Raw genomic sequence first — 24292 nt, forward strand, 5'->3', positions numbered from 1 at the left:
GAGTCTGCGCCGCCGGGTCCGATCCGGCGACGCGCCTGTGTGATGCAACCGATGTGGAGATGTCTTCATGGCAAACGAGGGTTACCACGAACCGATCAACGAACTGTCCGATGAAACCCGCGACATGCATCGAGCCATCATTTCGTTGATGGAGGAACTCGAAGCCGTGGATTGGTACAACCAGCGCGTGGATGCGTGTCGGGATGCCGATCTCAAGGCGATCCTGGCGCACAATCGGGATGAAGAGAAGGAGCACGCGGCGATGGTGCTGGAATGGATTCGGCGGAAGGATCCGACCTTCGATAAGGAACTGAAGGACTATCTCTTCACCGAGAAAGAGATCGCACACCATTGACTCTCGGCCTGTCCAGGCACTCGCCGCTCGCCCCATTGCCTGACATTGCATTGGTGACAGGCGTTGACCCGCAGGGTTCGCTCGTGGCGAATGGTTGGTTGCCGCGTTGTGGCGTGGGAACCGGTTGGGCGCGGGGTTGTGAGCCGCGGGGTCTGGATCAGCGCTCGACCATGCCGGACAGCTGTCTCCCGAGGTGACCATGCCTGCCGCGATGCCTGTGAAACTCGACCCGGACGCGATCGCCTCAGCGCTTCGCGAACTCAACATGACCGCCGCGACACCTTGGGAAGCGGATGCGGGTGCTCTATCGAAGACCTTTCGGTTCAAGGATTTCGTCGAGGCCTTCGGATTCATGACGCGCGCGGCCTTGATCGCCGAGGCGCTGGATCACCATCCCGACTGGCGCAATGTTTACAATCGTGTCGAGGTGCGCCTCTCCACCCATGACGTGGGTGGGGTGACGAGTCTCGACTTCACTCTCGCCAGTCGGCTGGACACACTGATCGCACCGTCGCCCTTACCCGATGCCCTCTAACGGCACAGGCCGGCGGCTCGCCTCACTCGCGGTTGCGGCGGCGTAGCGCCGGCCTCGGATCCGGTTCGCTGGAGTCTGTGGCGCGACCCGTGCGCGAGCACCCTCAACTGACCGAGACGCACCCGCATGCCGATTCTGTTATTGGCTTGGAGCAGCCTGCTCAATCGACGTGGCACCGCACTGCTCACGGTCCTCTCGATCGGATTGAGCGTGGCCCTGCTGGTGGGTGTGGAGCGGTTGCGCAGCGAGATTCGCACCAGTTTCACCCAGACCCTCTCTGGCACCGACCTGATCGTCGGGGCACGCTCCGGCCCCGTCCAACTCTTGCTCTATGCCGTTTTCCGCATCGGGCAGCCGATCAATAATATCTCCTGGGAGGCTTACCGGATGATCGCCGAGTCCTCCCGCGTCGCCTGGACCATCCCCATCTCGCTCGGTGATTCACATCGGGGCTTCCCGGTGGTTGGAACGACGCTCGACTATTTCGAGCACTATCGGTTTGCACGCGATCGCCACCTGACGCTGGCTGCCGGACGGCCATTCGCGGATCTCTATGACGCTGTCCTGGGAGCCGAGGTGGCCGCGGCCCTTGGCTCCCAGCTTGGTGACAAGATCGTCCTCGCCCATGGTGCCTCCGATGTGTCCTTCGCTCGCCACGACGACCATCCCTTCCAGGTGGTCGGCCTGCTCGCCCGCACCGGCACCCCGGTCGATCGGTCGGTTCATGTGAGTCTCGAAGGTCTGGAGGCGATCCACGTCGGGTGGGAGAGCGGACGGCCGATGCCGGGGCGCACTTTGGATCCCGATCAAGCACGAACACTGGATCTCACCCCACGGGCCATCACCGCGGTGCTGGTGGGATTACACTCGCGCATCGCAACCTTTCAGGTTCAGCGCAGCATCAATGAGTATCGCTCTGAGCCCCTGATGGCGATCCTGCCCGGGGTCGCGCTGGCTGAACTCTGGGGCGTCATCGGGGTTGCCGAACAGGCCTTGTTGCTCGTCTCGGGCTTCGTGGTCCTGGTTGGCCTCGTGGGACTCCTGACGGTGTTGCTGACCAGCCTGAACGAACGACGCCGCGAAATGGCCATCTTGCGCTCGGTCGGTGCCCGTCCAGCGCATATCTTCTCGCTCATTCTCGGCGAATCGCTGCTGCTGATCCTGCTGGGGATCCTAGCGGGGCTGGCTCTCCTCTACGCTGGTCTCTTGATCGCTCAGCCGCTGATCCTCTCCGAACTCGGAATCCTTATCCGTCTTGGTCCGCCGGCGCTCACTGAGATGCTGTTGTTGGCCGTGGTGCTCGGCGCTGGGTTACTCATCAGCCTGATTCCGGGCTATCGCGCCTACCGCTTGGCGTTGGCGGATGGCTTGTCGATCCGCATCTAGCACATCCAGGCGCAGCGGGAGCACTCTGATGCGACAGTTGAATAGGATCTCTCTCATCCTCTTGATGCTGACACTGCTCGCCTGCGGTCCCGATGTCCCGAGTTCCCAGGGGCCGCGAATCGCGGCACAGGAAATTGACTGGGACACCTTGATTCCACTCGATTGGCAGCCGGAGACCTTGCTCGAGGGGTTCGATCTGGACGAGATCGAACAGCTCGACGACGATGATCCGCGGGCGATCGCACTGATGGAGCAACTGCTGCGGTTGTGGGCCGAGGCCCCGGTCGTGGATGAGTTGGACGGGCTCATGATTCGGCTCCCGGGTTTCATCGTACCCTTGGATCTGGCCGCGGGGCGGATGTCGGAGTTTTTACTCGTGCCCTACTATGGCGCCTGCATCCATGTGCCACCGCCGCCCGCGAATCAGACCATTCATGTCGTGCTGCCGGCGGGCCAGGTTTATATCGGAGACCTGTTCGACGCAGTCTGGGTGACGGGCACCTTGCGGGTGGTTCGCTCGAGCAGCGAACTCGCCGAGGCGGGTTACCAGATCGACGTGGTCGAGATCGAACCCTACCTCGGCGAGATCGAACCCTTGTAAGATCGGGCCGCAACCGCAGCGGCTTGGCCGTTCCGCTTGAGTCGGCTTGGATTTCACCGACCGCCCCCACATCAACGAAATGCGCTGCTTGAAGGCGAGCGGTCATGATCGGGTGTTCGCTCTCCACTGTGCGAGCATGGCAGCAGCGACCGCCTCGCTCCGCGTCGCGATCCGAGCGGAAACCGGCATGAGATAACCTTGGGGAGGGCGCTGCTGTTGGATACCGAGACCTCGACGCGGATCGAAATCAGCAAGGAATATCTGAATTTCAGCGCGGGCCATTTCACCATCTTCTCGGCCACCGACCGGGAGAACCTCCACGGTCACAACTTCCAAGTGCGCTGCAGCGTCACCGCGATGGTGGGACCGAACGGGATGGCGTTCGATTATGTCCTGCTCAAGCGTGTCCTCAAGGTGTTGTGCGATGACCTTGACGAGCATCTGTTGCTCCCACAGCACTCGCCGTATCTCCGGATCGAACAGGGTGACGGCTTGGTGATCGCCTGGTTCGGCGCTGAGCGCCTGACCTTCCAAGAACGGGATGTGTTGCTGCTCCCCATTCGCAATGTCACCATTGAGGAACTGGCCGAACTGCTTCTTGCTCGTCTGCGTGCGCGACCGGAATTGACCGAATACGATCTGCATGAGATCGCGGTTGGCGTCTCCTCTGGATCGGGGCAATGGGCGGTATCTTCTTGGAGCAGCGCATGAATCTGTTGATCATCACCGGCGCGAGCGTCGGCATTGGGCGAGCTATCGCGAGGCGGTTTCAACAGGACGGCCATCGCGTGGTGAACCTCTCACGGCGTCCCTGTCCGGAACCCGGCGTGGAGAGTTTCGCCTGCGACCTCGCGCGGACCGGCGAGGTGGATCGTCTCGCCCCGCGGCTCGCGGCATCACTCGTTGACGTCGAACGCATCTGTTTGGTGCACAACGCCTCGATCATGCGCCCTGATGCGATCGATGCACTGCCGAGCGCGGACTTGCGCGAGGTGCTCGAATTGAACCTGGTCGCGGCAAACGCCTTGAATCAAGTCGTCATCCCGCGCATGGGGCCGGGCTCGAGCATCCTCTATATTGGGTCAACCCTGGTCGAAAAGGCGGTGCCTGGGGTGGCCAGCTATGTGATCGCCAAGCACGCCCTGGCCGGCATGATGCGCGCGACCTGCCAGGATCTGGCGGGCCGAGGCATCCACACCTGCATGATCTGCCCAGGCTTCACGGATACCGAGCAGATTCGTGATCTCATCGGTGGGGATCCAGAGCGGCTTGCATCCATCACCAGCCTCTCGGCATTCGACCGTCTGATCGAGCCAGACGAGATTGCTGAGACGGTGGCCTTTGCCGCGCATTCACCCGTATTGAACGGCGCCCTCATCCACGCCAATCTTGGGCAGCGGGAACGGTGAGTGCGCACGCGCCCCGGATCCTGTGCCTCAGCGGCGGGACCTCGGGCATCGGTGCCGCGTTGGTCGCCGCTTTTCTTGCGGCGGGTGATCGTGTCGTCACCTGCGGGCGCGATCCGCGCAAGGTGGCCGCGTTGGCGCAAACTCATGAGCAGGCGAGCCAGTCCGGGGCGCTGCGTGTCCTGGTTGGCGACGTCACGGATGCGGCCTTCCGATCGCGGCTGGTCGCCGCGCTGAGCGAAACGGCAGATCGTCTCGATCTCCTCATCAACAATGCGGGTGTCATCCTCGGTCAGGGCGATCTCGAGGAAACAGTCGCGGATTGGCAAGCGACCCTCGAGGTCAACCTCATCGCTCCCTTCGCGCTCACCCAAGCCTGCGCGGACCTGCTGGCGCGGAGCGTGGCGCCTTGTGTCATCAACCTGACCTCGGCGTGTGCCCAGCATCCGTTCGAATCCTGTACGTCCGGGAGCTATTCGGCGAGCAAAGCGGGTCTGGACATGTTGACCCGGCGTCTCGCGATGGCGTTGGCGCCCCGTGGCATTCGGGTCAACGCCATTGCGCCGGGCGTGGTGGAATCCCCGATGTGGGGCGACGCTGGGGATCTGGCTCGCGCGACCGCCGCGCAGCGTCACCGCCTCGGCGGTGATCCGATCTGCGCGGATGACATCGCACAGGCCGCACTCTTTCTTGCCAGTTCGCAGGCACGGCGCATCACGGGGAGCATTCTCACGGTCGATGCGGGCTATGGATTGGGCTAAACGGAAGGCCGGGTGATCATCGTTTCTGCGGGCGCCCCTCGCGGTGCCGGTAGAGGCGCTGATCGATGGCGTCCAGGCGCTGCCACAGCTCGGCCGGGGACAGGCGCGCGAGCTACGCCTGATCGTAGAGCATCTGCGCGAAGTGGGGCACCAGCCAGTCGTTGTCGATGGCGTAGCGCTCAAGGCGCTCAGCGGGCGCCTGGCCCTGCGACTCGCCGAAGAGGGCACGACGACACCGCAGATGATTGCGCTGGCGATGGTGCAACGCCAGTGCGCCCGCGCCGACTCCGGCGACGAGGTCTGGCTACCGCTGAGCGACGGGATCTTGATCCCGGTGGATGATGTTCCGGAGCTGTTCCAAAGGGGCGGCGCTACGGGTTGTCGGAACATGCCTTTACGGCGCTGATGCGCCGGATTGATCTGATCGTGCAGAAGAAGGCCGATCCGCCGAGTCGGCTGGAGATCGAGCGGATCGGCTATGTGTTCTGTCCGGAGCATGCGGCGGCTTTGCCAGCGCGTATTGAATCCCTCGGCGGCTGCGATCTGTGGTTGTTTGGGCCTGGAACGCTGCCTCCGCAGGGGGACGCTGCGGAAAACGACGCGTCATCTCCGGTCCCTGCGCTCGTTTCAGCCGACATCGAGACCGACCACCCCTCGGAGACCGAGGCCGCGGCGCCTGATTCACAGGACGATCAACCATCGGACCAGAGGTCTCAAAGGATCACGGAATGCCGACCCGTTGATCGCGAAGCGAGTCAGGCTCCGACAAAGTCTGTTGTTGAGACCTCCGAATCGTTCGGGATTCCGGTCACAGCAGCGGTCTGCTCGGGATCGGACGCGCCTGAGCCCGGCGATGGTCGTATTCTGCTCGGATACCGGGATCCCGGCGAGACACCCTTGTATTGGCATACAGTCATCCAAGCCAATCCCCACCTGATGATCCTCGGTCTACCGGGCATGGGCAAGACGACGTGCCTGATCAACATCTGCGTCCAGCTCGCGCGTCAGGGCATTACGCCAATCGTGTTTTCGTATCATCAGGACATCGACGAGAAGTTGTCGCACCAACTGGAATCACCGCCGCTTGCGGTGAAAAAGGAATGCCGCAAGGACGGTCTTGCGTTCGTGGTGGCTTCCCAGGAGGCAAAGGACTTCGATTCGTCGCTGTTTACTGCCATCGCCAACTATCTGGCGCTGCGGTTGAGCGAGGCCGACGCCAAGCTGATGGCGAAGTCCTTCGCCGCCTCGGATCACGTCAAGCTCGTTGCCGATCGCATTAAGCAGATGCCCAAGTACAGCGCGATGTATTACGCGGAGGGAATGCCGGCGCCGACACGGACCCGGCTGCTGGAGCAACCGCCCGACTGATCCGGGATCGACGCGGAAGCTGCCCGTCATTCCAGGTCGCCGAACAGGAGGCCCAAGTCGATCTCGATCGCTTCGAACGGTGGGATACGGACCTTTGCCGACGTCTCGTCCGGGCCTTCGGCCGTGAACACGGCACGGTATCCGCCGTCATCCAGGGCATAGGCAATCAGCGCCCGGTCCTCGGGTGAGACGATCCAATAGAAGGGAACCCCGGCGCGCTGCAGGCGCAGGAAGTGCGTGACCGTGTCCTTGCGCTCGTGGCCGGGGGAGAGGATCTCGCAGACCCAGTCCGGAAGCAGGGTCATGACGCCGGATGGGCGCTCCGGCAGCCGCTCCTTGCGCCATCCGGCCAGGTCGTGGCTGGGACAGTGGTGCTCGTTGTAACGGACACTGATCTCCGGGACGATCCACCAACCGCCCGGCTGCCGTTGCATGACGAGGGGGAATGCCTGGCCGATCAGCGCGGTCTGTGCCTGGCCATGCTCGAAACGACTCATCGGCCGCTGCACGATCTCGCCGTCGATCAGCTCGACGCGCTCGTCGCCGGGCCAGGTCAGCAGGTCGTCGATGGTGAGAAATCGTTGTGCTTCCATCATCTGTTGCTCGCAAGTCAGTGGGTGATGGTTTTGGAACAGTATCCAGCTTAAACCGCGTCCAGTGCGAGATGCTAACTGTCTTGGTGGGATCGCCTGCTCGGTACCTACCGTGATCAGCCACGGGCCGGTCATGAGGGCATGACCATCATATCCGGACTGGCGGGACCACCACGTTCGCTCGGAAAGACCAGGCGCGCCGTGACGTAGGTTTTCCCTTCGAAGGTACAGGTCCCGCTCACATCCCGGCTGCAGCGGCGTCCCATCAGGATGTTCTGTCTGCAGTTGGATAGATACCATCTGAGCAGCGCCTCGACGGACGGGTCTCGCATCGGCACAGTCCCCGTGACCGAGTTTTTTTCCCGTGAAGGTCACGACGCCGAGATCACCGAAATGCGACATCTGCCGGTCATGACTTTCACGAAAATCGTCCAACGTCAATGTCACCAGCTCTCCCACGCGCAGCGCCAAATGGATCGCGACGTGGAACATGACCCGGTCGCGTTGTAACGCATGCAGTGACTTGGAGCGCCCGAGATAGGCTTGTTTGATCATGGACCGAAACGCCTCGTCGACAGCGTCGATCTGTGTCGGAGTCATGGCCCACGCTTTCGACCGCCACCCGAGCTTGTAGCGTTTGACGGCGATGCTGTTTTCTTCGGTGACGAAACGCTGTGGCCGAATCTTGAAGCGCACCAGGATTTCATTGGAACGTTCCAAGTCGAGCATGTAAGCTTGATTGGAAAGCCAGCCCGAGCAGTACGCTGCAACCGTTGCGGGTGCGAGAGGGGCATCAGTCTGCGGGTTGGTTCGAGACTCCAGGAATCAGATCACATGGCTCTCGCGACCCTCCCAGGGAGCAACCTGCGCATGCTCGATCAGACGCATCAGGCACTCCAGATGGTTCTGACACGATATTTCTTTGCCTCGGGATACCGTTAGTCTACGAAATCGTCGTTTTCCTCCGAAACGTGCAAAATTTGCACGATAATAGTCGTATTAGTAGAGATAAAAAAAACCCCGCTGTCGCGGGGCGAATCACCACTGAGGAGGTCAGAGAACGAAGCCGAGGGACATGAGGTTTCGTTTCTTACTAGAGTACTATGCAGGTCTAGTGCCAACTTTTCTCGACGCGATTTCAATCAGTCAATCAATATGTTGTGAAATACGAATCGGCTGTTGGGATAGCCCCGGCTGTTCCGGATGCACGGCTTTCTCGCGACCTCGGCCCAATTCGCACCAATCGAGTGCGATATGGTCGACGATTGGCGACTGCCCTGGCTCTGCTCCTCTCACTCACGGCTGCAGTGCGCGTTGGCGCCGACCCGGCGGCGGGGCGCGCCGAGGCACAGGCCGCCCGCAACGCCGCCGCGGGTTGGTTGCGACTGGAAGGCGATCAGCGCGAGGCCGGCGAATCGCGCTCGCCCGAAACCAGGATGCGGCAACAGTCATTGGAGTGGCAGGAGGCGATCCGCTACCGACAGCTCTTGCAGGATCAGGAGCGCGACTTACAGATGTCTCGCCGGCAGGAGCGCACCCGCGGCGCACCGGGTGAAGCGGCACGCATTCAAGGACGCTTGATGGAGATGGACGCGGCGCAACAACAACAGCGTCTGCGGATGCGGATGGAGCGCACCGGTCGGACCCGGGACGGCGTGTCCTGGCCGCGGACCCTGAGATAACCTGAGAAGCGGATCTGATCCGCAGATCCGTGGGACGCTCGGGGCGCACCGCCACAGGGTGGCCGTGCCAAGGGCACCCGCGGGTCGAACCTCACCTGAGCGAGGCGGGGGGCCGACTCTTGTGCCGTTGGGCAAGTCCATATGCCCGGTGCCGTCAAGATCACAGCCACCCAGCGGGGTGGCTCCCGAATGCGCGCGACGCCCACTGGAGCAGCAACGTCAAGGCCGCTCAATTAGTCGTGATGATGGGTGCCGGCAGTGGTGTGATGGTCGTGGTCGTGGCTGTGTGGCGCCGCGGCCGGCAGGGGCTGACCCGCGAGCAGCACGCCGACGGCCTCATGCGGATCGACCGCGCTGGTGGCATGGACCTGAATCCCGTGACGCGCCATGCGCTGCACGAAACCCTGACCGGCGCCTTGGGTGATGATGGCGTTCAGACGCATCGAAAAGAGTGGATGATCCTCGCCGTGGTAATCATGCAGCGACATGTTCGCCGGGAGATCGAGCCGTTCGACCTCGACCGTGCGACCGCTCGTGTCGGCTTCGAAAATCATGAAACGTCTGGTCTTTCCGGCATGGCCCGTGATGGTTTTGAAGTTCTGGCTGGTGACAGCGACGCGCATGGATTTCGAGGTATTCAAGACGGCGAATATCTGATTGCTGGACATGGGATATCAGAATCTCTTGGCAGATGAAGGGTGCCATGCTCCGCATGGCGCGAGGCATAGACCCAGATGATCCGGAGCGGGCGCCGAGTGTCGGGCAGGCTGCATAAGCCTGACTCAATGCGTCGGCTTCAGCATTGAAATCAGTCAAGGGTTCGCTTGGATTTGGATCCTGATCGCGGCCTGCTCATGATCCCCGAGGTGGCTTCACTCCTCGGCGATCCGCTTCAGATTCGGAACGTCGAGAGTGAACTGATTGGTGCTGGCCTCTCGCATCAGGCCCTGGCGTTTGAACTCGGCGATCGTGCGGCTCGCGGTTTCGGTCGTGATCCCGAGCATGGCGCCCACGTCCTCGCGGCTGAACAACTGGCACTGATCTCGCTCGCCGTCGACCAACCGCAGCAAGAGCCGGGCGATGCGCTGACGCGCCGATCCGGTGGAGAGTTCGGTCAGCCAGGCATCCGCCTCATTCAGCGCACGCTGCCAGCGCGCGATCAGTTCACGGTGAAGTTCTGGATTACTGGCCGCGAGTTCGCGCACGATGCGGGCCGGAAAGCGACAGATCTCGCTCGCGTGCAGGGCGATCGCGGCATGCTGATAGCCCATGCCTTCCAGCATGGCCTCAAGGCCCAGCACATCCGTGGTGCGCACGATGCGCACGATGCGTTGGCTCCCGTCCGGGAGGTATTGCACGAGTTTCAAGATCCCGGAGCGGACCGTGAACATGTGTTCGGCCGCGTCCCCGACATGATAGAGATGCGTGCCGGGTTTCAGGTTGAATTGATCGATGGGGTCATGGATGTGCTGAAAATCCGCTTCACTCAAGCCCGCGAAGAGCACCGAGGTCCGCAATGAACAGTTCAGACAATCCGCTTCACCCGACCAGGCTTCTCGCAGCGTCACACTCTTGACCATGGGCTCGTTGAGATCTCGTGATGGGATGGGCATCCGCGTTTGACGACTCTGCCTCGAATCAGCCTCGAATCAGACAGTCACCACTGTTCGACGCCTGCTCCAGTGTAGCCGATTCCGCTTTGCCTCAGTAGACGATGCCGGTCCGCTGCCCTCAGCGAACCTGCATGGCGCGACGGTACTGGTTGGAGAGGGCCGGGCAGTGTTGGATGCGCTGGCGGGTTCTGGGCTGATAGTTGCCTGGCAAGGGGGCGGAGCGATGCCCTGTGCTCGGCGCTGCCATGGATCGTCGGTCGGATGTCGCGGTGCGGTGTGATGGACCTTGGCCCTGGCGTTGGGTGAGCCCGCGGCGAAAAATCTGTCGCGATCAGGTATAACGGAGTGCTCACGATCGGGTGCGAGCCGCGCGGGGGCACCGCCGGCGTTACTGTTTTTCGACCAGGTGGTCCGATGCCCTTGCTCACGCTTGACTCCATTGCCCTCTCCTATGGCTTACCGCCCTTACTGGAGAATGTCTCATTCACGATCGATCGCGGTGAGCGGATCTGTCTCATCGGTCGCAATGGCGCTGGGAAATCGACCCTGCTGCGGATCATCGCGGGAGCGCTCCAGGCCGATGCGGGTCAGGTGCGGGTGGGCGCGGGCACGCGCGTGGCGCGCTTGACGCAAGAGATCCCACGTGGGGAGGAGGGATCGGTCTTTGAGGTCGTTGCCAGCGGTCTTGGTGAGCAGGGTCTTTTACTAAACGACTATTTCAAGCTGTCGCATGGTCTGGGGGCCGAGCCCAGCGCCGAGGCCCTGGCGCGGTTGGCTCAGGTCCAGCAGCAATTGGAGGATGCGGGGGGCTGGGAGATCGAGCAACGGACCGAGCGGGTGATCTCCCGGCTCGGCCTGGACGCCGAAGCGCGCTTCGATGCGCTCTCCGGGGGGCTGCAGCGGCGGGTCTTGTTGGCGCGCGCGCTGGTGATCGAGCCGGATCTGCTCTTACTCGACGAACCGACCAACCATCTCGACATCGATGCCATCACCTGGTTGGAGGGATTCCTCGTTGATTTTCCCGGTTCGCTGCTCTTCGTGACCCACGATCGACGTTTTCTGCAGCGGGTCGCCACCCGCATTCTTGAACTCGATCGTGGACGCATCACCGACTGGCCTGGCGATTATGCGAACTACCTGCGTCGCCGCGAGGAGCGCCTGCATGCCGAGGCGCAGGCCGCGGCCCAGTTCGACCGCAAGCTGGCCGAGGAGGAAGTGTGGATTCGCCAGGGCATCAAGGCACGGCGGACTCGGAATGAAGGGCGGGTGCGCGCGTTGGAGTCGATGCGGCGCGAGCGCTTGGCGCGCCGGGAACAGCAGGGTACGGCGCGGCTGCGTCTGAGTGAGGCGGAGCGTTCAGGGAAACTCGTGGCCGAGGCCGAGGACATCGCCTATGCCTGGGGTGAGACGCCGGTGATTCAGGACTTCAGCACCCTGATCCTGCGCGGGGATAAGATCGGGATCATTGGTCCGAACGGCGCGGGTAAGAGCACCTTGCTAAAACTGCTGCTCGGGGACCTCGAACCCCAGAGCGGGCGGATCCGGCGCGGGACCAATCTGCAGGTCGCCTATTTTGACCAATTGCGTGCCAAGCTCGACCTGGAACGCAGTGTGCAGGACAATGTTGCGGAAGGCAGCGATCAGATCGAGATCGATGGTGCGCGTCGCCATGTGCTCTCTTACCTCAAGGATTTTCTCTTCACGCCCGAGCGCGCCCGTCAGCCCGTCAAGGCGCTCTCGGGCGGGGAGCGCAACCGGCTGCTGTTGGCGAAGCTCTTCACGCGCCAGGCCAATCTGTTAGTGCTCGACGAGCCGACCAACGACCTCGATGCGGAGACGCTGGAGTTGCTGGAGGAGCTGCTGGTTGCATATCAGGGCACGCTGTTGCTGGTTTCGCACGATCGCGCGCTGCTCGACCATGTCGTCACCAGCACCCTGGTGTTCGAGGGCGCTGGGCGGGTGCGTGAGTATGTTGGGGGTTACGAGGATTGGGTCTCGCAACGCGAGCGTCGTGACGCCGGTGAGTTCAGCGTCGCGCGGGAGCCAACGGCCCAGGCCGCGCCGACCCATGCGCGGACCGCGCGGGCGACCAAGTCGACACCAACGGCGGCACGTTTGAGCTTCAAGGAGACACGCGAGCTGACTGAATTGCCCGCACGCATCGAGATGTTGGAGCGCAAGCAGGCCGAATGCCATGCGCAACTTGCCGATCCGGCCTTCTATCAAGCCGGTGGTGATGCCGTGGCCGCGATGCGCCTGCAATTGCAGACGCTCGAAGCCGAGCTCGAGACGGTTTACGCGCGTTGGGAGGACTTGGAGGCGCGGGGCAGCGGGTGAGGCTGGCCACGCCAATCGCGCGGCTGCAGCGCGCGGCGATTCGCGGGTTCGGGTGCGGGGTGACGGTCCCCGCGACGGATCGGACGGTATGATCGATTCAGGACGGCTCTCATGAAGTTCGATGTCGAGGGGTTTCGCGGTTGGCGGAACAAGTGCATCACGCTGCTCGGAATGTCGGGGGTCGGCAAGACCTATCTCTCCGAGATGCTGCGCCAGCACGACTGGTTTCATTACTCGGGCGACTACCGCATTGGGACGCGGTATCTGAACGAGCACATCCTCGATCTGATCAAGGCGCATGCGATGCGCGATCCCTTCCTGCGCGACCTGCTGCGCCGCGATTGGATTGCGATCCGCAACAACATCAAGGTCACGGATCTAGGCCCGGTCCTGAGTTTCGTCGGCAAACTCGGCAATCCCGAGCAAGGTGGCCTGCCGTTTGCGGAGTTCAGTCGCCGCCAAGCCTTGTATCGGGATGCCGAGATCTCGGCGATGCATGACGTGCCGGATTTCGTGCGCAAGGCGCAGGAGATCTACAGCTATCCTCATCTGGTGAACGATGTGGGCGGCAGTCTATGCGAACTCGACGAACCACGGGTCATCGACCTGCTTGCCCGACACAGCTTGATTCTCTATATCCAGGTTCCGCCGGCCGATGAGATCAAGCTGATTCAACGTGCCCAGGCCGATCCGAAACCGTTGTATTATCGCCCCGATTTTCTGCGCGCCGCGGTGAAGGACTATCTCTCGGTGCAAGGTTTGAGCTATGTGGCCGAGATCGAACCCGACGACTTCACGCGCTGGGTCTTTCCGCGGTTGTTCCACTCCCGGGTGCCTCGTTATGAGGCGATCGCCCGACCTCATGGCTACACCGTCTCGTCGGAGGACGCAGCGAAAGTCCGCGATGAGCAGGATTTTCTGCAGTTGATCGAGTCGGCGATCGCCCGATCCGATGCACCCTCAGTGGCCGGTGAGCTGCAATGAGCGGTGTTCACGCACCGCGTTCGTGAGGCGCATGGTTCCCACTCCCGCTCGGCTTGCCGCGCGGATCCGGAGTCCGGGCCGGGTCTGGACGTGAGCCGGTGGTGGGGCTGGTGCGAACCGATGCGCACCTGAACAACCCCGTCTCGACCTTGACCACAGGACTTCGTGCCATGCCTCTTGTCGCCCACAATGAGTTGCCAACCTTCGCGCGTCTTCGTGAAGCAGGACACCAGATCCTCGAACCGGATCGGGCCCTGGCGCAAGACATTCGTGAGTTACATATCGGCCTGTTAAACATGATGCCGGATGCGGCGCTCGCGGCGACGGAGCGTCAGTTCTTCCGGCTCATCGGTCAGAGTAATCAGATCGCGCAGTTCTACGTCCATCCCTTCACGCTCGCAGAGCTCCCACGCAGCGCGATCAGCCGCGAATACATCGAGCGTTATTACGAGCCCTTCGCAAAGATCCGTGAGGAAGGGCTTGATGCCCTGGTCATTACCGGCGCGAACGTCGTGGGTCCGGACCTCTCGACGCAACCCTTCTGGGAGCCCTTGATCGAGGTCGTGGACTGGGCCTATCAACAGGTCTGTTCTACCCTGTGCTCCTGTCTTGCGACCCACGCGGTGTTGCAGTTCCGCTATGGCCAACGGCGTCGGCCTCTGTCGCAAAAGCGGTGGGGGGTCTATGTTCATCGGGTGGTTGAGCGGAATCATCCCTTGGTGAGCACCGTGAACACGCGCTTCGATGTCCCGCATTCGCGTTTCAATCAGATCGATCGTGCGCAATTCGAAGCCGCGGGGTTGCATGTGCTCGCGGAGAGTGACGAGGCGGGCGTCCACCTCGCGGTCAGCCCCGACGGCTTTCGGCAGATCTTTCTCCAGGGTCATCCCGAGTACGACATGATTTCGCTGCTGAAGGAGTACAAACGCGAGGTCAATCGTTTTGCCGCTGGGGAGCGCGCCACCTATCCCCCAGTCCCTGAGCATTATTTTGGCCCGCAAGCCTTGGCGATCCTCGATGAGCATCGGGTGCAACTCCTCGATGCCATGGATCAGGGGCGTGATCGGCCGGCCTTCCCGGAACAGCATTTGACGCGACAGCTCGACAATACCTGGCATGACAGCGCGGAAGGTGTGATCGGCAACTGGATGGGGCTCATCTATCAGGTGACGAACAGCGAGCGGAAACTGCCCTTCATGCCCCATGTCGACCCGCACGATCCGCTCGCCCAGAGTTGGCCACGCCTGCCGGATTAGCCGGCGGGACGCCTGAGAGGGTTAATCGTTGTGAAAAAACAACAGATGAGCTTGGCTCCAAGCGCATCGTAAGCGTCGGTCGCGGGATGGGTTGAGTGAAAAATCAGGTCGATTTTCAGAAAAATAGCGCTGAAGCAGTTGTCACTTGTTGTATTTCGATACTAGACTACAAACCATGAGACGACGAGTTGTTGCGTGAAGGAAGCAGGGTTCTCCCTCGGTGTCTCCTTCCGCGCTATTCAGCAGCGGCTCTGCCGATCTCCCAGGCCCGGGTTTCGGCACACAAGCATCCGATTCCACTGAGAAAAGACATGTTCGATCAGACTGATCACGCGATTCATTACAAATGGGACCCGCAAACCTTCACCGGTTTCAAGCTGCGCTTTGATGCGGAAGGCGCCGCGCGCGGCGGGCACTGCTGCTTTCACGTCGAGGACTGGACGTGCCACAGCATCACTAACGAGTGGCCTTGCGAGGATCTCGAGGAGGCACTCGCCGTGCTGAGTCACTTCTTCACCATTGATGTGGCACAGGAGCGCGAGCGCTTGCAGGCGTGGTTGCCCGTGACCCTGGCCCAGGCCGCCTAGCTCCTTCCCTCGGGACCGGCACGGACCGAGGATCCGCGCGGTACGATCCAGGTGTGCTGAGCGGTCGCGAGAGTTTGCAGGGGCAGGGCCACGTCCGGACGGGCCCGCACCAGGTCGTAGGTGACCTGGTGCGGGCCTTCTTCGTTTCGGTCCCGGGCGATTGCCCAGGCGTGATTTCCGCATCCCCATCAAGTTTGAACATAGACAGCCGCAATATTAGAATGCGGTTATCGTCTAGCTACTTCCGCCCAAAAGGTGCCCCACATGCAGGATCCCATTGCTCACTCCGATAGCACGGTCGGGCGAGTCGAAGTGAAGGAAACCACCTGCTATATGTGCGCGTGCCGCTGTGGTATCCGGGTTCACATGCGGGACGGCGAAGTCCGCTACATCGACGGCAATCCCAATCACCCTTTAAACAAGGGGGTCATCTGCGCGAAGGGCAGTTCCGGGATCATGAAGCAGTACTCCCCCGGACGCTTGACGAAGCCATTGCGCCGCCAGGCTGGCGCCGAGCGCGGAACCTCTGGCTTCGAGGCGATTTCGTGGGAAGAGGCCATGAAGACCCTCGAGGAGCGCCTCGCCCGTCTGCGTGCGGAAGATCCGAAGAAATTCGCCCTCTTCACCGGGCGCGATCAGATGCAAGCCCTGACCGGACTCTTTGCCAAACAATACGGGACGCCAAACTATGCCGCCCACGGTGGTTTCTGTTCCGTCAACATGGCGGCTGGTCTGATCTACACGATCGGCGGTTCCTTCTGGGAATTCGGTGGGCCGGATCTGGATCGGGCCAAACTCTTCGTCATGATCGGCACCGCCGAGGATCATCACTCCAACCCGCTGAAGATCGCCATTTCGGAATTCAAACGTCGTGGTGGGCGCTTCATCTCGGTCAACCCGATCCGCACGGGCTACTCCGCGGTCGCCGACGAATGGGTGCCGATCAAGCCTGGCACGGACGGGGCGCTCCTGATGGCCATCTCGCACGAGATCCTCAAACAGGGGCTGTTCGACCGGGATTTCCTGATCCGCTACACCAATGCCGCCGAACTTGTCATCGACGAGCCATCACGCCCGGATCATGGCCTCTTCTACCGCGCCGAGATGCATGTTGAAGAGGGCTGTTTCGACCCGGAAAACAAGCTCTGGTGGGATCGCAATATCGACGGTCCGATCAGCACCCACACGCCGGGTGCCGATCCGCGCCTGATGGGCCAATACGTGCTCGATTTGGATGGGGGGATTGCGGTCAAGCCCGCGTTTCAGCTCCTGAAGGAACGGCTCGAGTCCTGCACCCCGGAGTGGGCGGCCGAGATCACCGGAATCCCCGCCGAGACCATCCGTCGGCTCGCCCATGAAATGGGTGTGACCGCCCGGGATCAGAAAATCGAGTTGCCCATCCCCTGGACCGACTGCTGGGATAACGAACATGCCTCGGTGACGGGGAATCCGGTGGCGTTTCATGCCATGCGTGGCATGGCGGCGCACTCCAACGGTTTCCAGACGATTCGAGCGCTGGGCGTCCTGATGACCCTGCTCGGAACCATTGATCGCCCCGGTGGCTTCCGCCACAAGGCCCCCTTCCCCCGACCGATTCCGCCCTGCGCCAAGCCGCCGCACGGCCCGGAGGCCGTGCAGCCCAACACCCCACTCGATGGGATGCCGCTGGGGTGGCCGGCGAAGCCCGAGGATCTGTTCGTCGATGACGATGGTGAGCCGGTGCGGTTGGACAAGGCGTTTTCCTGGGAGTATCCGCTCGCCGCGCATGGTTTGATGCAGAATGTCATCACCAACGCTTGGCGCGGCGACCCCTATCCGATCGATACCCTGTTCCTGTTCATGGCGAACATGGCCTGGAACTCGTCGATGAATACCAGCGAAGTGCGCAAGATGCTGGTGGACAAGGATGCGGACGGTCAATACAAGATCCCCTTCATTGTGGTCTGTGACAGCTTCGCCTCCGAGACGGTGGCCTTCGCCGACCTCGTCTTACCGGACACGAGCTATCTTGAGCGGCACGATACCCTGTCGATGCTCGACCGGCCGATCTCCGAGTTCGATGGCCCGGTCGATGCGGTGCGGATTCCGGTGTTGCCGCCGAAAGGTGAGACGCGTCCCTTCCAGGATGTCCTGATCGAACTCGCTGGACGGCTGAAGCTCCCCGCCTTTGTCGACGGCGAAGGCAAGCCCAAGTATCGCGACTACCCCGACTTCATCGTCAACTACGAGACGACGCCTGGTTCTGGCATTGGATTCCTAGCCGGTTGGCGCGGCAAGGATGGCGATAAGGTCCTCAAGGGCGAGCCCAATCCAAAGCAGTGGGAGATGTACGCCAAGAACGGGTGTGTCTTCCATCATGAACTGCCGCCCAGCTACCAGTACATGCGCAACTGGAACAAAGGCTATCTACACTGGGCGCGGGCGCACGGCATGATTCGCTATGCCGAACCCATCACCATCCATCTCTACTCCGAGGTGTTGCAGAAATTTCGCTTGGCCGCGCAGGGCAAGTGGCCGGGGCGCCAACCACCAGAACGGTTGCGCGCGCGCGTTGAGACCTACTTCGATCCCTTGCCGTTCTTCTACCGGCCGTTGGAAGACCAACTCGTCGATATCGAGCGCTATCCATTGAATGCGCTCACCCAGCGGCCGATGGCGATGTACCACAGTTGGGACAGCCAGAATGCGTGGCTGCGTCAAATCCATAGTCATAACTATCTGTTCGTCAATCCATTGGTCGGCAAGAAGCATGGGTTTGCCGATGGCGATTGGATTTGGGTCGAGTCGCACACGAGCAAGGTGCGCTGCATGTGCCGCTTCTCCGAGGCCGTCGAACCGGGGACCGTGTGGACCTGGAATGCGATCGGTAAGGCCAATGGTGCCTGGGGTCTGGGCCAGCGCGCTGATGAGTCGCGGAAAGGCTTTTTGCTGAATCACCTCATCGCCGAGGAACTGCCGCCCTGCGAGGCGGGTGATCATCTCTCCAACTCTGACCCCGTGACAGGGCAGGCGGCATGGTTCGACGTGCGAGTGCGGGTCTACAAGGCTGGGCCAGATGAGCCAAAGGTGACCTCGCCGCAGTTCAACGCCATGGCGCGTCTTCCAGGGCAGGAAAAACAGCGTGGTCGATGGCAAGCCTATATGGCGGGTGTGTTCGGTAAGAAGTAATCCCGGCCCCAGACCCGAGCGTGTCACCTCAGATCCAATGACCCCGAGGTGACGCCAACCGTCGCCGATCGCACTCGTGCCCGAAAACGGAGAGATTTAGACATGACTCAACTCGCTTTGGTGATCGACCTGAATGTCTGTGTCGGTTGCCATGCCTGCGTCACCTCATGCAAGGAATGGAATACCTCGGGGTGGGCGGGCCCCATGGTCGACGAGAATCCCTACGATGGGAGCCCGACGGGAACCTTTTTCAACCGCGTCCAGACTTTCGAGGTTGGGATCTTCCCGAACACGGAAACCGTCCACTTCCCCAAAAGTTGTCTGCACTGTGAAGAGCCGCCCTGCGTGCCGGTCTGCCCGACGGGGGCCTCGCACAAGCGCGCTGACAACGGGATCGTCCTGGTCGATTACGACAAGTGCATCGGTTGTAAGTACTGCGCTTGGGCCTGTCCCTATGGTGCGCGCGAGCTCGATGAACAGCAAAAGGTGATGAAGAAGTGCACCCTCTGCATCGACCGCATCAGTGATCCCACGCTCTCCGACCGTGACCGTCAGCCTGCCTGCGTGCTTGCCTGCCCGACGAACGCGCGTCTTTACGGTGATGTCCATGACCCGGACTCAGAGGTGTCGGTCGCGATTCGTGAGCGCGGTGGTTATCAACTGATGCCCGAATGGGGCACGAAGCCGGCGAATCATTACCTGCCGCGACGCAAGACGCAGATGCATATCAGCCCCGATGAGCTCACGCGTGTTGATAACCCGCTGCGCAAGGAGGATCTCACGACCTACACGGGCGAAGAGACTCTTGATGACCTGGCGTGGTAGGGAACCGCATCCTCTGATGGGTTCCGGCGGTATCGGATTCGACGGCGCTGCTCAATGAAGGGTCTTGCGCGCCCGCTGAGCAGTCGGATCTCGAGGCGGCATGGCGTCATGCCAAGCCTGATCTTGGGCAGCGGAGCCCAGCGCCTTGGGCTCGGCGAATCCTCATTTTGTGATCGAAGATAGGGACACTCCCATGCACCCAGCATTCTCTGTGATCTTTTTGACGACACTGCTCGGTGCCGGTCAGGGCCTGTTCCTGGCCATGTTCACCGGGCAGCTCTATGCGATCGCCGGTTTCGTGCCAGCACAAGACGGACCTTTCTATGGTCTGGGCAGCTTTGTTGCGTTGTTCCTGCTGGTAGTCGGGCTCGGCGCGTCGTTCTTCCATCTCGGCCGACCGGAACGGGCGTGGCGCTCGGCGGCCATGTGGCGCACCTCTTGGTTGTCCCGTGAGGTCATCATCCTACCGGCGCTCATGGGATTACTCTTCATCTATGGCTTGGCACATTGGATGAATTGGACCGCCCCTTGGTTCAGCATTGGCTCCACACTGGAGGTGGATGCGACCCTCATGTTCGGTCTGCTCGGGACGATCGCATCCTTCGCGTTGTTCGTCTCTACAGCCATGATCTACGCCAGTGTGAAGTTCATCGAGGAATGGCATTCGACCTTCACGGTGTTCAACTTTACACTTCTTGGTCTGGCCTCTGGGTTCATGCTCGCAGCCGGTTACTCTGCCTACATCGGCAGTCCGCTCGTTCCCTTCTTTGGGACCTGGGCCGTTGTGCTGACGATCGCCGGTTTCATTTCGCGCGCCGCGCACCTGATGCGCAACGCACGTTTGCAGCACAAGAGCACGGTGCAGACCGCGATCGGCATTCGTCATAACGCCATTGTCCAAAAGGCCCAGGGCGCGATGGGGGGGAGCTTCAATACCCGCGAATTCTTCCATGGGCGCAGTGAACTGACGGTGCGTATGGTCCGAAACGTCTTCCTTGTGCTCGTCTTTCCAGTCCCCATTCTGTTGATCGTGATTGCTTACCTCATCGCTTCGACGACCTTGCCGATCATCGCCTTCCTGATCCAATACGTTGGTTTGATCGCCGAACGCTGGTATTTCTTCGCGGAAGCCAAGCATCCACAAAACCTGTATTACCAGGCCATCTCCTGAGGCGAGCGCCGCCCCGGGCCGAGGCCTGGGGCGCGAAACAGTTCATCGCGCGGAAAATCAAGGTGTGACGCTTGTGAGGGCTGGACGCGGCCTTGATCCGCAATCCCGGCCGAGGGGCTATTCGTCTTGATGGATCCGGGGTGTCGCGCACGCTCCAATGCTTACGGGCGGACGCAGGACAGCTCGCACACCCACAGTGATTGATCGGTTTAACCGATGATTCTCGTATCAACAGTCGTGATTGACTGTTTACAATGTTAGTATTTGCTAATATGATGTGAACTGTGGCGACGGATGTTGTCCCCACGCTTGCTGCCAATACGAAAAAGACAAACTAGGAGAATACGATGAATAAGCTTGCTACCGCTGCTGCTGTTGTTGCCCTGCTTGGTGCCTCTGCGTCCGCCTCCGCGTGGTGGGGTCCGGGTTATGGTTATGGTCCGGGTTATGGCTCTGGCTTCGGCGACACGCTTGGTGATCTCTTCGGCGATGGCTACGGCAACTTTAACTTTGGGATGAGCGGTGGTGGATCGGGCCGTGGCTACGGCCGCGGATACGGTCGTGGCCACGGCTATGGCAACCCCTACTACGGCGGCTACGGTCCTTATGGGTACGGTGCTCCCTACTACGGTGGTGGCTATCCTTACGCCTTCCCCTATGGCGCCCCGGTTGCCCCAGTGATGCCCGCGGCTCCGGCTCAGCCAGAAGCCAAGTAACGTCACAGCCCGCAAGCACGGCGCACCCGAGGTGCGCCAACCCTGAAAAAGCCAGGCATTGTCCTGGCTTTTTCCGTTCTTGCACTCAACATGAAACTGGTGGTGCAGTCGATCTTGATGACGTTTTCCCGGATTTTGTTCACTTCGGTCCTGCTCCTGATGACCCTCTGGGGCTCGCTCTGGGGTGGTGCCTCAATGCTGGCCCCATCACTGATCGAGCGCGCCGTGCCGGTGGTGCAGGCCCGTTTGGAGCAGGCGGGTGTCGGGATCGATGATCTTTTGGTGTCCTCGATTCAGATCTCTCCCTGGCTGACCGCGATTGAACTGCATGACCTTGCCGTTCGCATCGATCTCACTCACCGGGACCAACGCACATGGTCCCTCGAGGTCGAGATCTCGCGCCTCGATCTACAACTCACGCGCCTGCTGGAGCGCCGGGGTGATGTCCAGGTGTCCGGGATGGCACTGCAGTTCATCGAGCCCAATCCATTGCCGGATCTCCCCTTTGATCGATTTACCAACGCCGAACTCAGGGTCACCGGTCTTCCGCTCGCGGATCCCGGGCAGACCGCGGAGGTGTTTCGGCACAAGCTCAAGGAACTCTTTTTCGAGAACAAGGCATTGGGCGATGTTCGATTCAGTGGCGACGTCACACTGCGGATCGACGAGGACGAGATGGTGGCCCACCTCTACAGCGAGCCCGTGGGTGAGGGGTTCCGGCTGCGTTTTCGAGAGTCTGATATCCGGGACATCTCGGAATCCAAAGGGCTCGCGCTCGTCCCTGAACAGATCGAGATCGTGTCACTCTACCCCTTGCGCGCACCTGTGATCCTCGTCCTGACGGACCAAGCCCGCGCGCTGGCCAAACGGCACGAGCCCAACGATGTCTGGCTACGGGATGCGCTGCGACACGTCGCATGGAGCTATTCGCTGACACAGACCTTCGGCCCGGACTTCGCCATTCTGGTCACGGACGCGCAGGAAATGCGTCCTGGAAACACGCCGGACGAACGTACCATGGATTTCCACAACAACGCGGTCGGGCGTCACTTCGCGGCGGCTCAGATCCCGTTCGGGTCGCTGCCGATGCGTGTGCGAGAGGATCCCGAGATCATTCGCCATCCCGATGAGGTCGCGCACTTTGGCGCGGACCGGTTATTACGGTAAGCACGCTCTCGGGGCGACTGCTGGTTTGGTCTGAGATCGCAGCTTCTGTCGCCTTGCTCGGTCGCAGCGGCCTGCGGTTGGCGAGGCGCCCTCGTCAGTCGTTGCACCTGAGGAGTGCGCGCGATGGTGCTGGCACGCGCCCTTCAAGTCGCCGGGCTGCATGAAGGAATCATCATTTTGATCAATTGCTTGAGTCATCATGCGGTGAGGCTTATGCTCGCATGATGGCTTTGGTGTCGGGCCTGGAACGACGGTTGAACTCCCGCAACAGATTGGATCAATCACGATGAGCATGGTCACCATCGCCGACTGCGAACATGAGCAGCTGGCCCATTCGGGTCACAGCCAGGGCTTTGGCGTGTTGTTGTTTCTCGCCAAGCAAGACATGACCTTCCGCTACGTCAGCGCGAACAGCGCCGAGCTGCTCGGCGAGGATCCCGCGGAGCTGCTCGGCGCCGATGGGCGTGACTGGCTGGAGATGTTTCTGCCCGACCTGGGAGTGCTGCCGAAAGGTGCCGGTAAACGGGCCCATTGGCCGCGGGCGCTCGATTTGGGCTTCGGGGAGCTGGATGTGCTGATCTCCCCGACCAGCGATGGCTGGCTGCTGGAGTTCGAAACCGCGCTCGACCTCGAGACGAATCCCGAAGACTTTCAGCTCGCCTCTTGGTCGGCGCCGCTGAACAGCAGCGAATTGGAGCAGGTGCAACAGAGCCTGGTGGAAGCCATCAGCGGCATGACCGGTTACGATCGGGTGATGCTCTATCAGTTCACCCCCGACTGGTCGGGGGAGGTGCTGGCCGAGCGCGTCCGCCGCTCGGCCGGAACCTATCTGAGCCTGCGCTTTCCGGCCACTGATATCCCGGCGATTGCCCGCAAACTCTATGCCCAGACGCCCTACCGGCATATTCCGGACGTCACCGCCACGCCCGTGCCGATATTGGCGCAACAGGGCGAAGGAACCGCGCTCGATCTCACCTGGTCGGACCTGCGCTCGGTCTCGCCGATGCATGTGGAGTATCTGTCGAATATGAATGTGGGCTCCTCATTCTCCACCTCGGTCATGGTGGAGGGCAGGCTCTGGGGACTGGTCGCCTGCCATAACCCGGAGCCGCGGCGGATTCCGCTCCAGGCGCGGCAACGCTGCAAGGCCCTGGTCGATGCCTATGTCGAGGCGCTGCTGAGCCATCGGCGCTCCATCGAGCGCAGCCTGCTGGAGACTCTCAGCACGCAGCTCGAGCCGGTGCGGGCACAGTTGGCACAGGGCGTTGCCATCGCCGACAGTCTCGCGAGCCAGTTCCAGGTCCTGTCGCGATTGCTCGGCGTGAGTGGCGGTGCCGTAGCGATCGGCGATGAGCTCGCGCCGCTCGGTCCCGATGCCCTCCCAGCCGAGATGCTCAGGGACTTGCACCAGTGGTGCCGCCGGGAGATGAGCGACACGCTCTACTGCACGGATCACCTCGCCGGAGCCTGGGACAAGGTGCCGGAACCGTTCCCATTCTGCGGGTTGCTCAGTCTCTCCATGCGGGCTAAACGTTTGGCGAGCGGCCATCTGTACCTCTATGTCTTCCGGCCCGAGGAGGTCAGTGAGGTGGCCTGGGCGGGCAACCCCGAAAAACCGATGGAGGCCAGTGGCGAGGGGGTGCGGATCTCGCCGCGAAAATCCTTCGAGCGCTGGGTGCAGGTCCGTCGTGGCTTCTCCCGCGGCTGGTCGGATCAGGATTTGTTCGTCGCGCGACAGCTGCGTGACCAGTTGAGTGCCTGGATCTAGTTCAATCGGACGA

At 61.6% G+C, this 24292-nt stretch carries 23 protein-coding genes; 20 read left to right on the forward strand and 3 right to left on the reverse strand.

Annotation, left to right across the window (positions count from 1 at the left end):
- The first annotated feature begins 67 nt into the window (after positions 1 to 67).
- From CKO25_RS17220 to CKO25_RS17260, 9 genes are all read left to right on the forward strand, one after another.
- Positions 68 to 355, forward strand: a complete 288-nt coding sequence (locus tag CKO25_RS17220) for an encapsulin-associated ferritin-like protein (protein ID WP_200389188.1) — start codon at positions 68 to 70, stop codon at positions 353 to 355.
- A gap of 199 nt (positions 356 to 554) precedes the next feature.
- Positions 555 to 890, forward strand: coding sequence for a 4a-hydroxytetrahydrobiopterin dehydratase (locus CKO25_RS17225; protein ID WP_242467697.1), 336 nt, complete (start codon positions 555 to 557; stop codon positions 888 to 890).
- A 126-nt stretch (positions 891 to 1016) separates the two neighbouring features.
- Positions 1017 to 2276, forward strand: coding sequence for an ABC transporter permease (locus CKO25_RS17230; protein WP_200389189.1), 1260 nt, complete (start codon positions 1017 to 1019; stop codon positions 2274 to 2276).
- Positions 2277 to 2304: 28 nt separating this feature from the next.
- Positions 2305 to 2877 (forward strand): DUF3299 domain-containing protein, encoded by a 573-nt coding sequence (locus tag CKO25_RS17235; RefSeq protein ID WP_200389190.1) that lies wholly within the window; start codon positions 2305 to 2307, stop codon positions 2875 to 2877.
- Positions 2878 to 3075: 198 nt separating this feature from the next.
- Positions 3076 to 3588, forward strand: a complete 513-nt coding sequence (locus tag CKO25_RS17240; protein WP_242467698.1) for a 6-pyruvoyl trahydropterin synthase family protein — start codon at positions 3076 to 3078, stop codon at positions 3586 to 3588.
- Entirely contained in the window at positions 3585 to 4286 is a 702-nt protein-coding gene (locus CKO25_RS17245) for an SDR family NAD(P)-dependent oxidoreductase (RefSeq protein ID WP_200389191.1), read from the forward strand. The genes CKO25_RS17240 and CKO25_RS17245 overlap by 4 nt, the downstream gene beginning before the upstream one ends.
- Complete coding sequence (locus CKO25_RS17250) at positions 4283 to 5044, forward strand: SDR family oxidoreductase (RefSeq protein WP_200389192.1); 762 nt, start codon at positions 4283 to 4285, stop codon at positions 5042 to 5044. The genes CKO25_RS17245 and CKO25_RS17250 overlap by 4 nt, the downstream gene beginning before the upstream one ends.
- Before the next feature lie 43 nt (positions 5045 to 5087).
- Entirely contained in the window at positions 5088 to 5450 is a 363-nt protein-coding gene (locus CKO25_RS17255) for a hypothetical protein (protein ID WP_200389193.1), read from the forward strand.
- A complete protein-coding gene (locus tag CKO25_RS17260) occupies positions 5423 to 6412 on the forward strand; it encodes an ATP-binding protein (protein WP_200389194.1) in 990 nt (329 codons plus the stop codon). Before CKO25_RS17255 ends, CKO25_RS17260 begins: the two co-directional genes overlap by 28 nt.
- A gap of 26 nt (positions 6413 to 6438) precedes the next feature.
- On the opposite strand, the gene CKO25_RS17265 is transcribed toward CKO25_RS17260, so the two are convergent.
- Positions 6439 to 7008 (reverse strand): Uma2 family endonuclease, encoded by a 570-nt coding sequence (locus tag CKO25_RS17265; RefSeq protein WP_338115162.1) that lies wholly within the window; start codon positions 7006 to 7008, stop codon positions 6439 to 6441.
- A gap of 1262 nt (positions 7009 to 8270) precedes the next feature.
- Here CKO25_RS17265 and CKO25_RS17270 point away from each other — a divergent pair.
- Positions 8271 to 8687, forward strand: a complete 417-nt coding sequence (locus CKO25_RS17270) for a hypothetical protein (RefSeq protein WP_200389195.1) — start codon at positions 8271 to 8273, stop codon at positions 8685 to 8687.
- 233 nt (positions 8688 to 8920) lie between these two features.
- On the opposite strand, the gene CKO25_RS17275 is transcribed toward CKO25_RS17270, so the two are convergent.
- Together CKO25_RS17275 and CKO25_RS17280 are read right to left on the reverse strand one after the other, a co-directional pair.
- The gene (locus tag CKO25_RS17275; protein ID WP_200389235.1) at positions 8921 to 9310 is read right to left on the reverse strand and encodes a NifB/NifX family molybdenum-iron cluster-binding protein; all 390 of its coding nucleotides are present in this window, start codon (positions 9308 to 9310) and stop codon (positions 8921 to 8923) included.
- Positions 9311 to 9559: 249 nt separating this feature from the next.
- Entirely contained in the window at positions 9560 to 10267 is a 708-nt protein-coding gene (locus tag CKO25_RS17280) for a Crp/Fnr family transcriptional regulator (RefSeq protein ID WP_200389196.1), read from the reverse strand.
- A gap of 447 nt (positions 10268 to 10714) precedes the next feature.
- Here CKO25_RS17280 and CKO25_RS17285 point away from each other — a divergent pair, with 447 nt between their 5' ends.
- The 10 genes from CKO25_RS17285 to CKO25_RS17330 all read left to right on the forward strand — a co-directional run bounded on the left by CKO25_RS17285 (position 10715) and on the right by CKO25_RS17330 (position 24279).
- Entirely contained in the window at positions 10715 to 12637 is a 1923-nt protein-coding gene (locus CKO25_RS17285) for an ATP-binding cassette domain-containing protein (RefSeq protein WP_200389197.1), read from the forward strand.
- A gap of 111 nt (positions 12638 to 12748) precedes the next feature.
- A complete protein-coding gene (locus CKO25_RS17290; protein WP_200389198.1) occupies positions 12749 to 13621 on the forward strand; it encodes an ATPase in 873 nt (290 codons plus the stop codon).
- A 170-nt stretch (positions 13622 to 13791) separates the two neighbouring features.
- Complete coding sequence (metA, locus tag CKO25_RS17295; protein WP_200389199.1) at positions 13792 to 14877, forward strand: homoserine O-succinyltransferase MetA; 1086 nt, start codon at positions 13792 to 13794, stop codon at positions 14875 to 14877.
- A gap of 311 nt (positions 14878 to 15188) precedes the next feature.
- Positions 15189 to 15464, forward strand: coding sequence for a hypothetical protein (locus tag CKO25_RS17300; protein ID WP_200389200.1), 276 nt, complete (start codon positions 15189 to 15191; stop codon positions 15462 to 15464).
- A 264-nt stretch (positions 15465 to 15728) separates the two neighbouring features.
- Entirely contained in the window at positions 15729 to 18632 is a 2904-nt protein-coding gene (gene soeA / locus CKO25_RS17305) for a sulfite dehydrogenase subunit SoeA (RefSeq protein WP_200389201.1), read from the forward strand.
- A gap of 102 nt (positions 18633 to 18734) precedes the next feature.
- Positions 18735 to 19457, forward strand: a complete 723-nt coding sequence (gene soeB / locus CKO25_RS17310; protein ID WP_200389202.1) for a sulfite dehydrogenase subunit SoeB — start codon at positions 18735 to 18737, stop codon at positions 19455 to 19457.
- Positions 19458 to 19650: 193 nt separating this feature from the next.
- Complete coding sequence (gene soeC, locus CKO25_RS17315) at positions 19651 to 20628, forward strand: sulfite dehydrogenase subunit SoeC (RefSeq protein WP_200389203.1); 978 nt, start codon at positions 19651 to 19653, stop codon at positions 20626 to 20628.
- A gap of 347 nt (positions 20629 to 20975) precedes the next feature.
- On the forward strand, positions 20976 to 21344 hold the full coding sequence (locus CKO25_RS17320; RefSeq protein WP_200389204.1) for a sulfur globule family protein: 369 nt from the start codon (positions 20976 to 20978) through the stop codon (positions 21342 to 21344).
- Positions 21345 to 21461: 117 nt separating this feature from the next.
- The gene (locus tag CKO25_RS17325) at positions 21462 to 22511 is read left to right on the forward strand and encodes a DUF6973 domain-containing protein (protein ID WP_200389205.1); all 1050 of its coding nucleotides are present in this window, start codon (positions 21462 to 21464) and stop codon (positions 22509 to 22511) included.
- 286 nt (positions 22512 to 22797) lie between these two features.
- Positions 22798 to 24279, forward strand: coding sequence for a GAF domain-containing protein (locus CKO25_RS17330; RefSeq protein ID WP_200389206.1), 1482 nt, complete (start codon positions 22798 to 22800; stop codon positions 24277 to 24279).
- The last annotated feature ends 13 nt before the right edge of the window (positions 24280 to 24292 follow it).

Origin of the sequence: Thiocapsa imhoffii, from assembly GCF_016583985.1 — a bacterium.
Lineage (GTDB): Bacteria > Pseudomonadota > Gammaproteobacteria > Chromatiales > Chromatiaceae > Thiocapsa > Thiocapsa imhoffii.

What these genes read in the sequence shown, in the direction of transcription:
- CKO25_RS17320 (WP_200389204.1), top strand. Translation starts at nt 20,976, where the DNA reads ATGAATAAGCTTGCTACCGCTGCTGCTGTTGTTGCCCTGCTTGGTGCC.
- CKO25_RS17300 (WP_200389200.1), top strand. Translation starts at nt 15,189, where the DNA reads ATGTTCGATCAGACTGATCACGCGATTCATTACAAATGGGACCCGCAA.
- soeA (WP_200389201.1), top strand. Translation starts at nt 15,729, where the DNA reads ATGCAGGATCCCATTGCTCACTCCGATAGCACGGTCGGGCGAGTCGAA.
- CKO25_RS17280 (WP_200389196.1), bottom strand. Translation starts at nt 10,267, where the DNA reads ATGGTCAAGAGTGTGACGCTGCGAGAAGCCTGGTCGGGTGAAGCGGAT.
- CKO25_RS17290 (WP_200389198.1), top strand. Translation starts at nt 12,749, where the DNA reads ATGAAGTTCGATGTCGAGGGGTTTCGCGGTTGGCGGAACAAGTGCATC.
- CKO25_RS17235 (WP_200389190.1), top strand. Translation starts at nt 2,305, where the DNA reads ATGCGACAGTTGAATAGGATCTCTCTCATCCTCTTGATGCTGACACTG.
- CKO25_RS17245 (WP_200389191.1), top strand. Translation starts at nt 3,585, where the DNA reads ATGAATCTGTTGATCATCACCGGCGCGAGCGTCGGCATTGGGCGAGCT.
- CKO25_RS17225 (WP_242467697.1), top strand. Translation starts at nt 555, where the DNA reads ATGCCTGCCGCGATGCCTGTGAAACTCGACCCGGACGCGATCGCCTCA.
- CKO25_RS17275 (WP_200389235.1), bottom strand. Translation starts at nt 9,310, where the DNA reads ATGCGCGTCGCTGTCACCAGCCAGAACTTCAAAACCATCACGGGCCAT.
- metA (WP_200389199.1), top strand. Translation starts at nt 13,792, where the DNA reads ATGCCTCTTGTCGCCCACAATGAGTTGCCAACCTTCGCGCGTCTTCGT.
- CKO25_RS17330 (WP_200389206.1), top strand. Translation starts at nt 22,798, where the DNA reads ATGAGCATGGTCACCATCGCCGACTGCGAACATGAGCAGCTGGCCCAT.
- CKO25_RS17230 (WP_200389189.1), top strand. Translation starts at nt 1,017, where the DNA reads ATGCCGATTCTGTTATTGGCTTGGAGCAGCCTGCTCAATCGACGTGGC.
- CKO25_RS17265 (WP_338115162.1), bottom strand. Translation starts at nt 7,008, where the DNA reads ATGATGGAAGCACAACGATTTCTCACCATCGACGACCTGCTGACCTGG.
- soeC (WP_200389203.1), top strand. Translation starts at nt 19,651, where the DNA reads ATGCACCCAGCATTCTCTGTGATCTTTTTGACGACACTGCTCGGTGCC.
- CKO25_RS17325 (WP_200389205.1), top strand. Translation starts at nt 21,462, where the DNA reads ATGACGTTTTCCCGGATTTTGTTCACTTCGGTCCTGCTCCTGATGACC.
- CKO25_RS17220 (WP_200389188.1), top strand. Translation starts at nt 68, where the DNA reads ATGGCAAACGAGGGTTACCACGAACCGATCAACGAACTGTCCGATGAA.
- CKO25_RS17285 (WP_200389197.1), top strand. Translation starts at nt 10,715, where the DNA reads ATGCCCTTGCTCACGCTTGACTCCATTGCCCTCTCCTATGGCTTACCG.
- soeB (WP_200389202.1), top strand. Translation starts at nt 18,735, where the DNA reads ATGACTCAACTCGCTTTGGTGATCGACCTGAATGTCTGTGTCGGTTGC.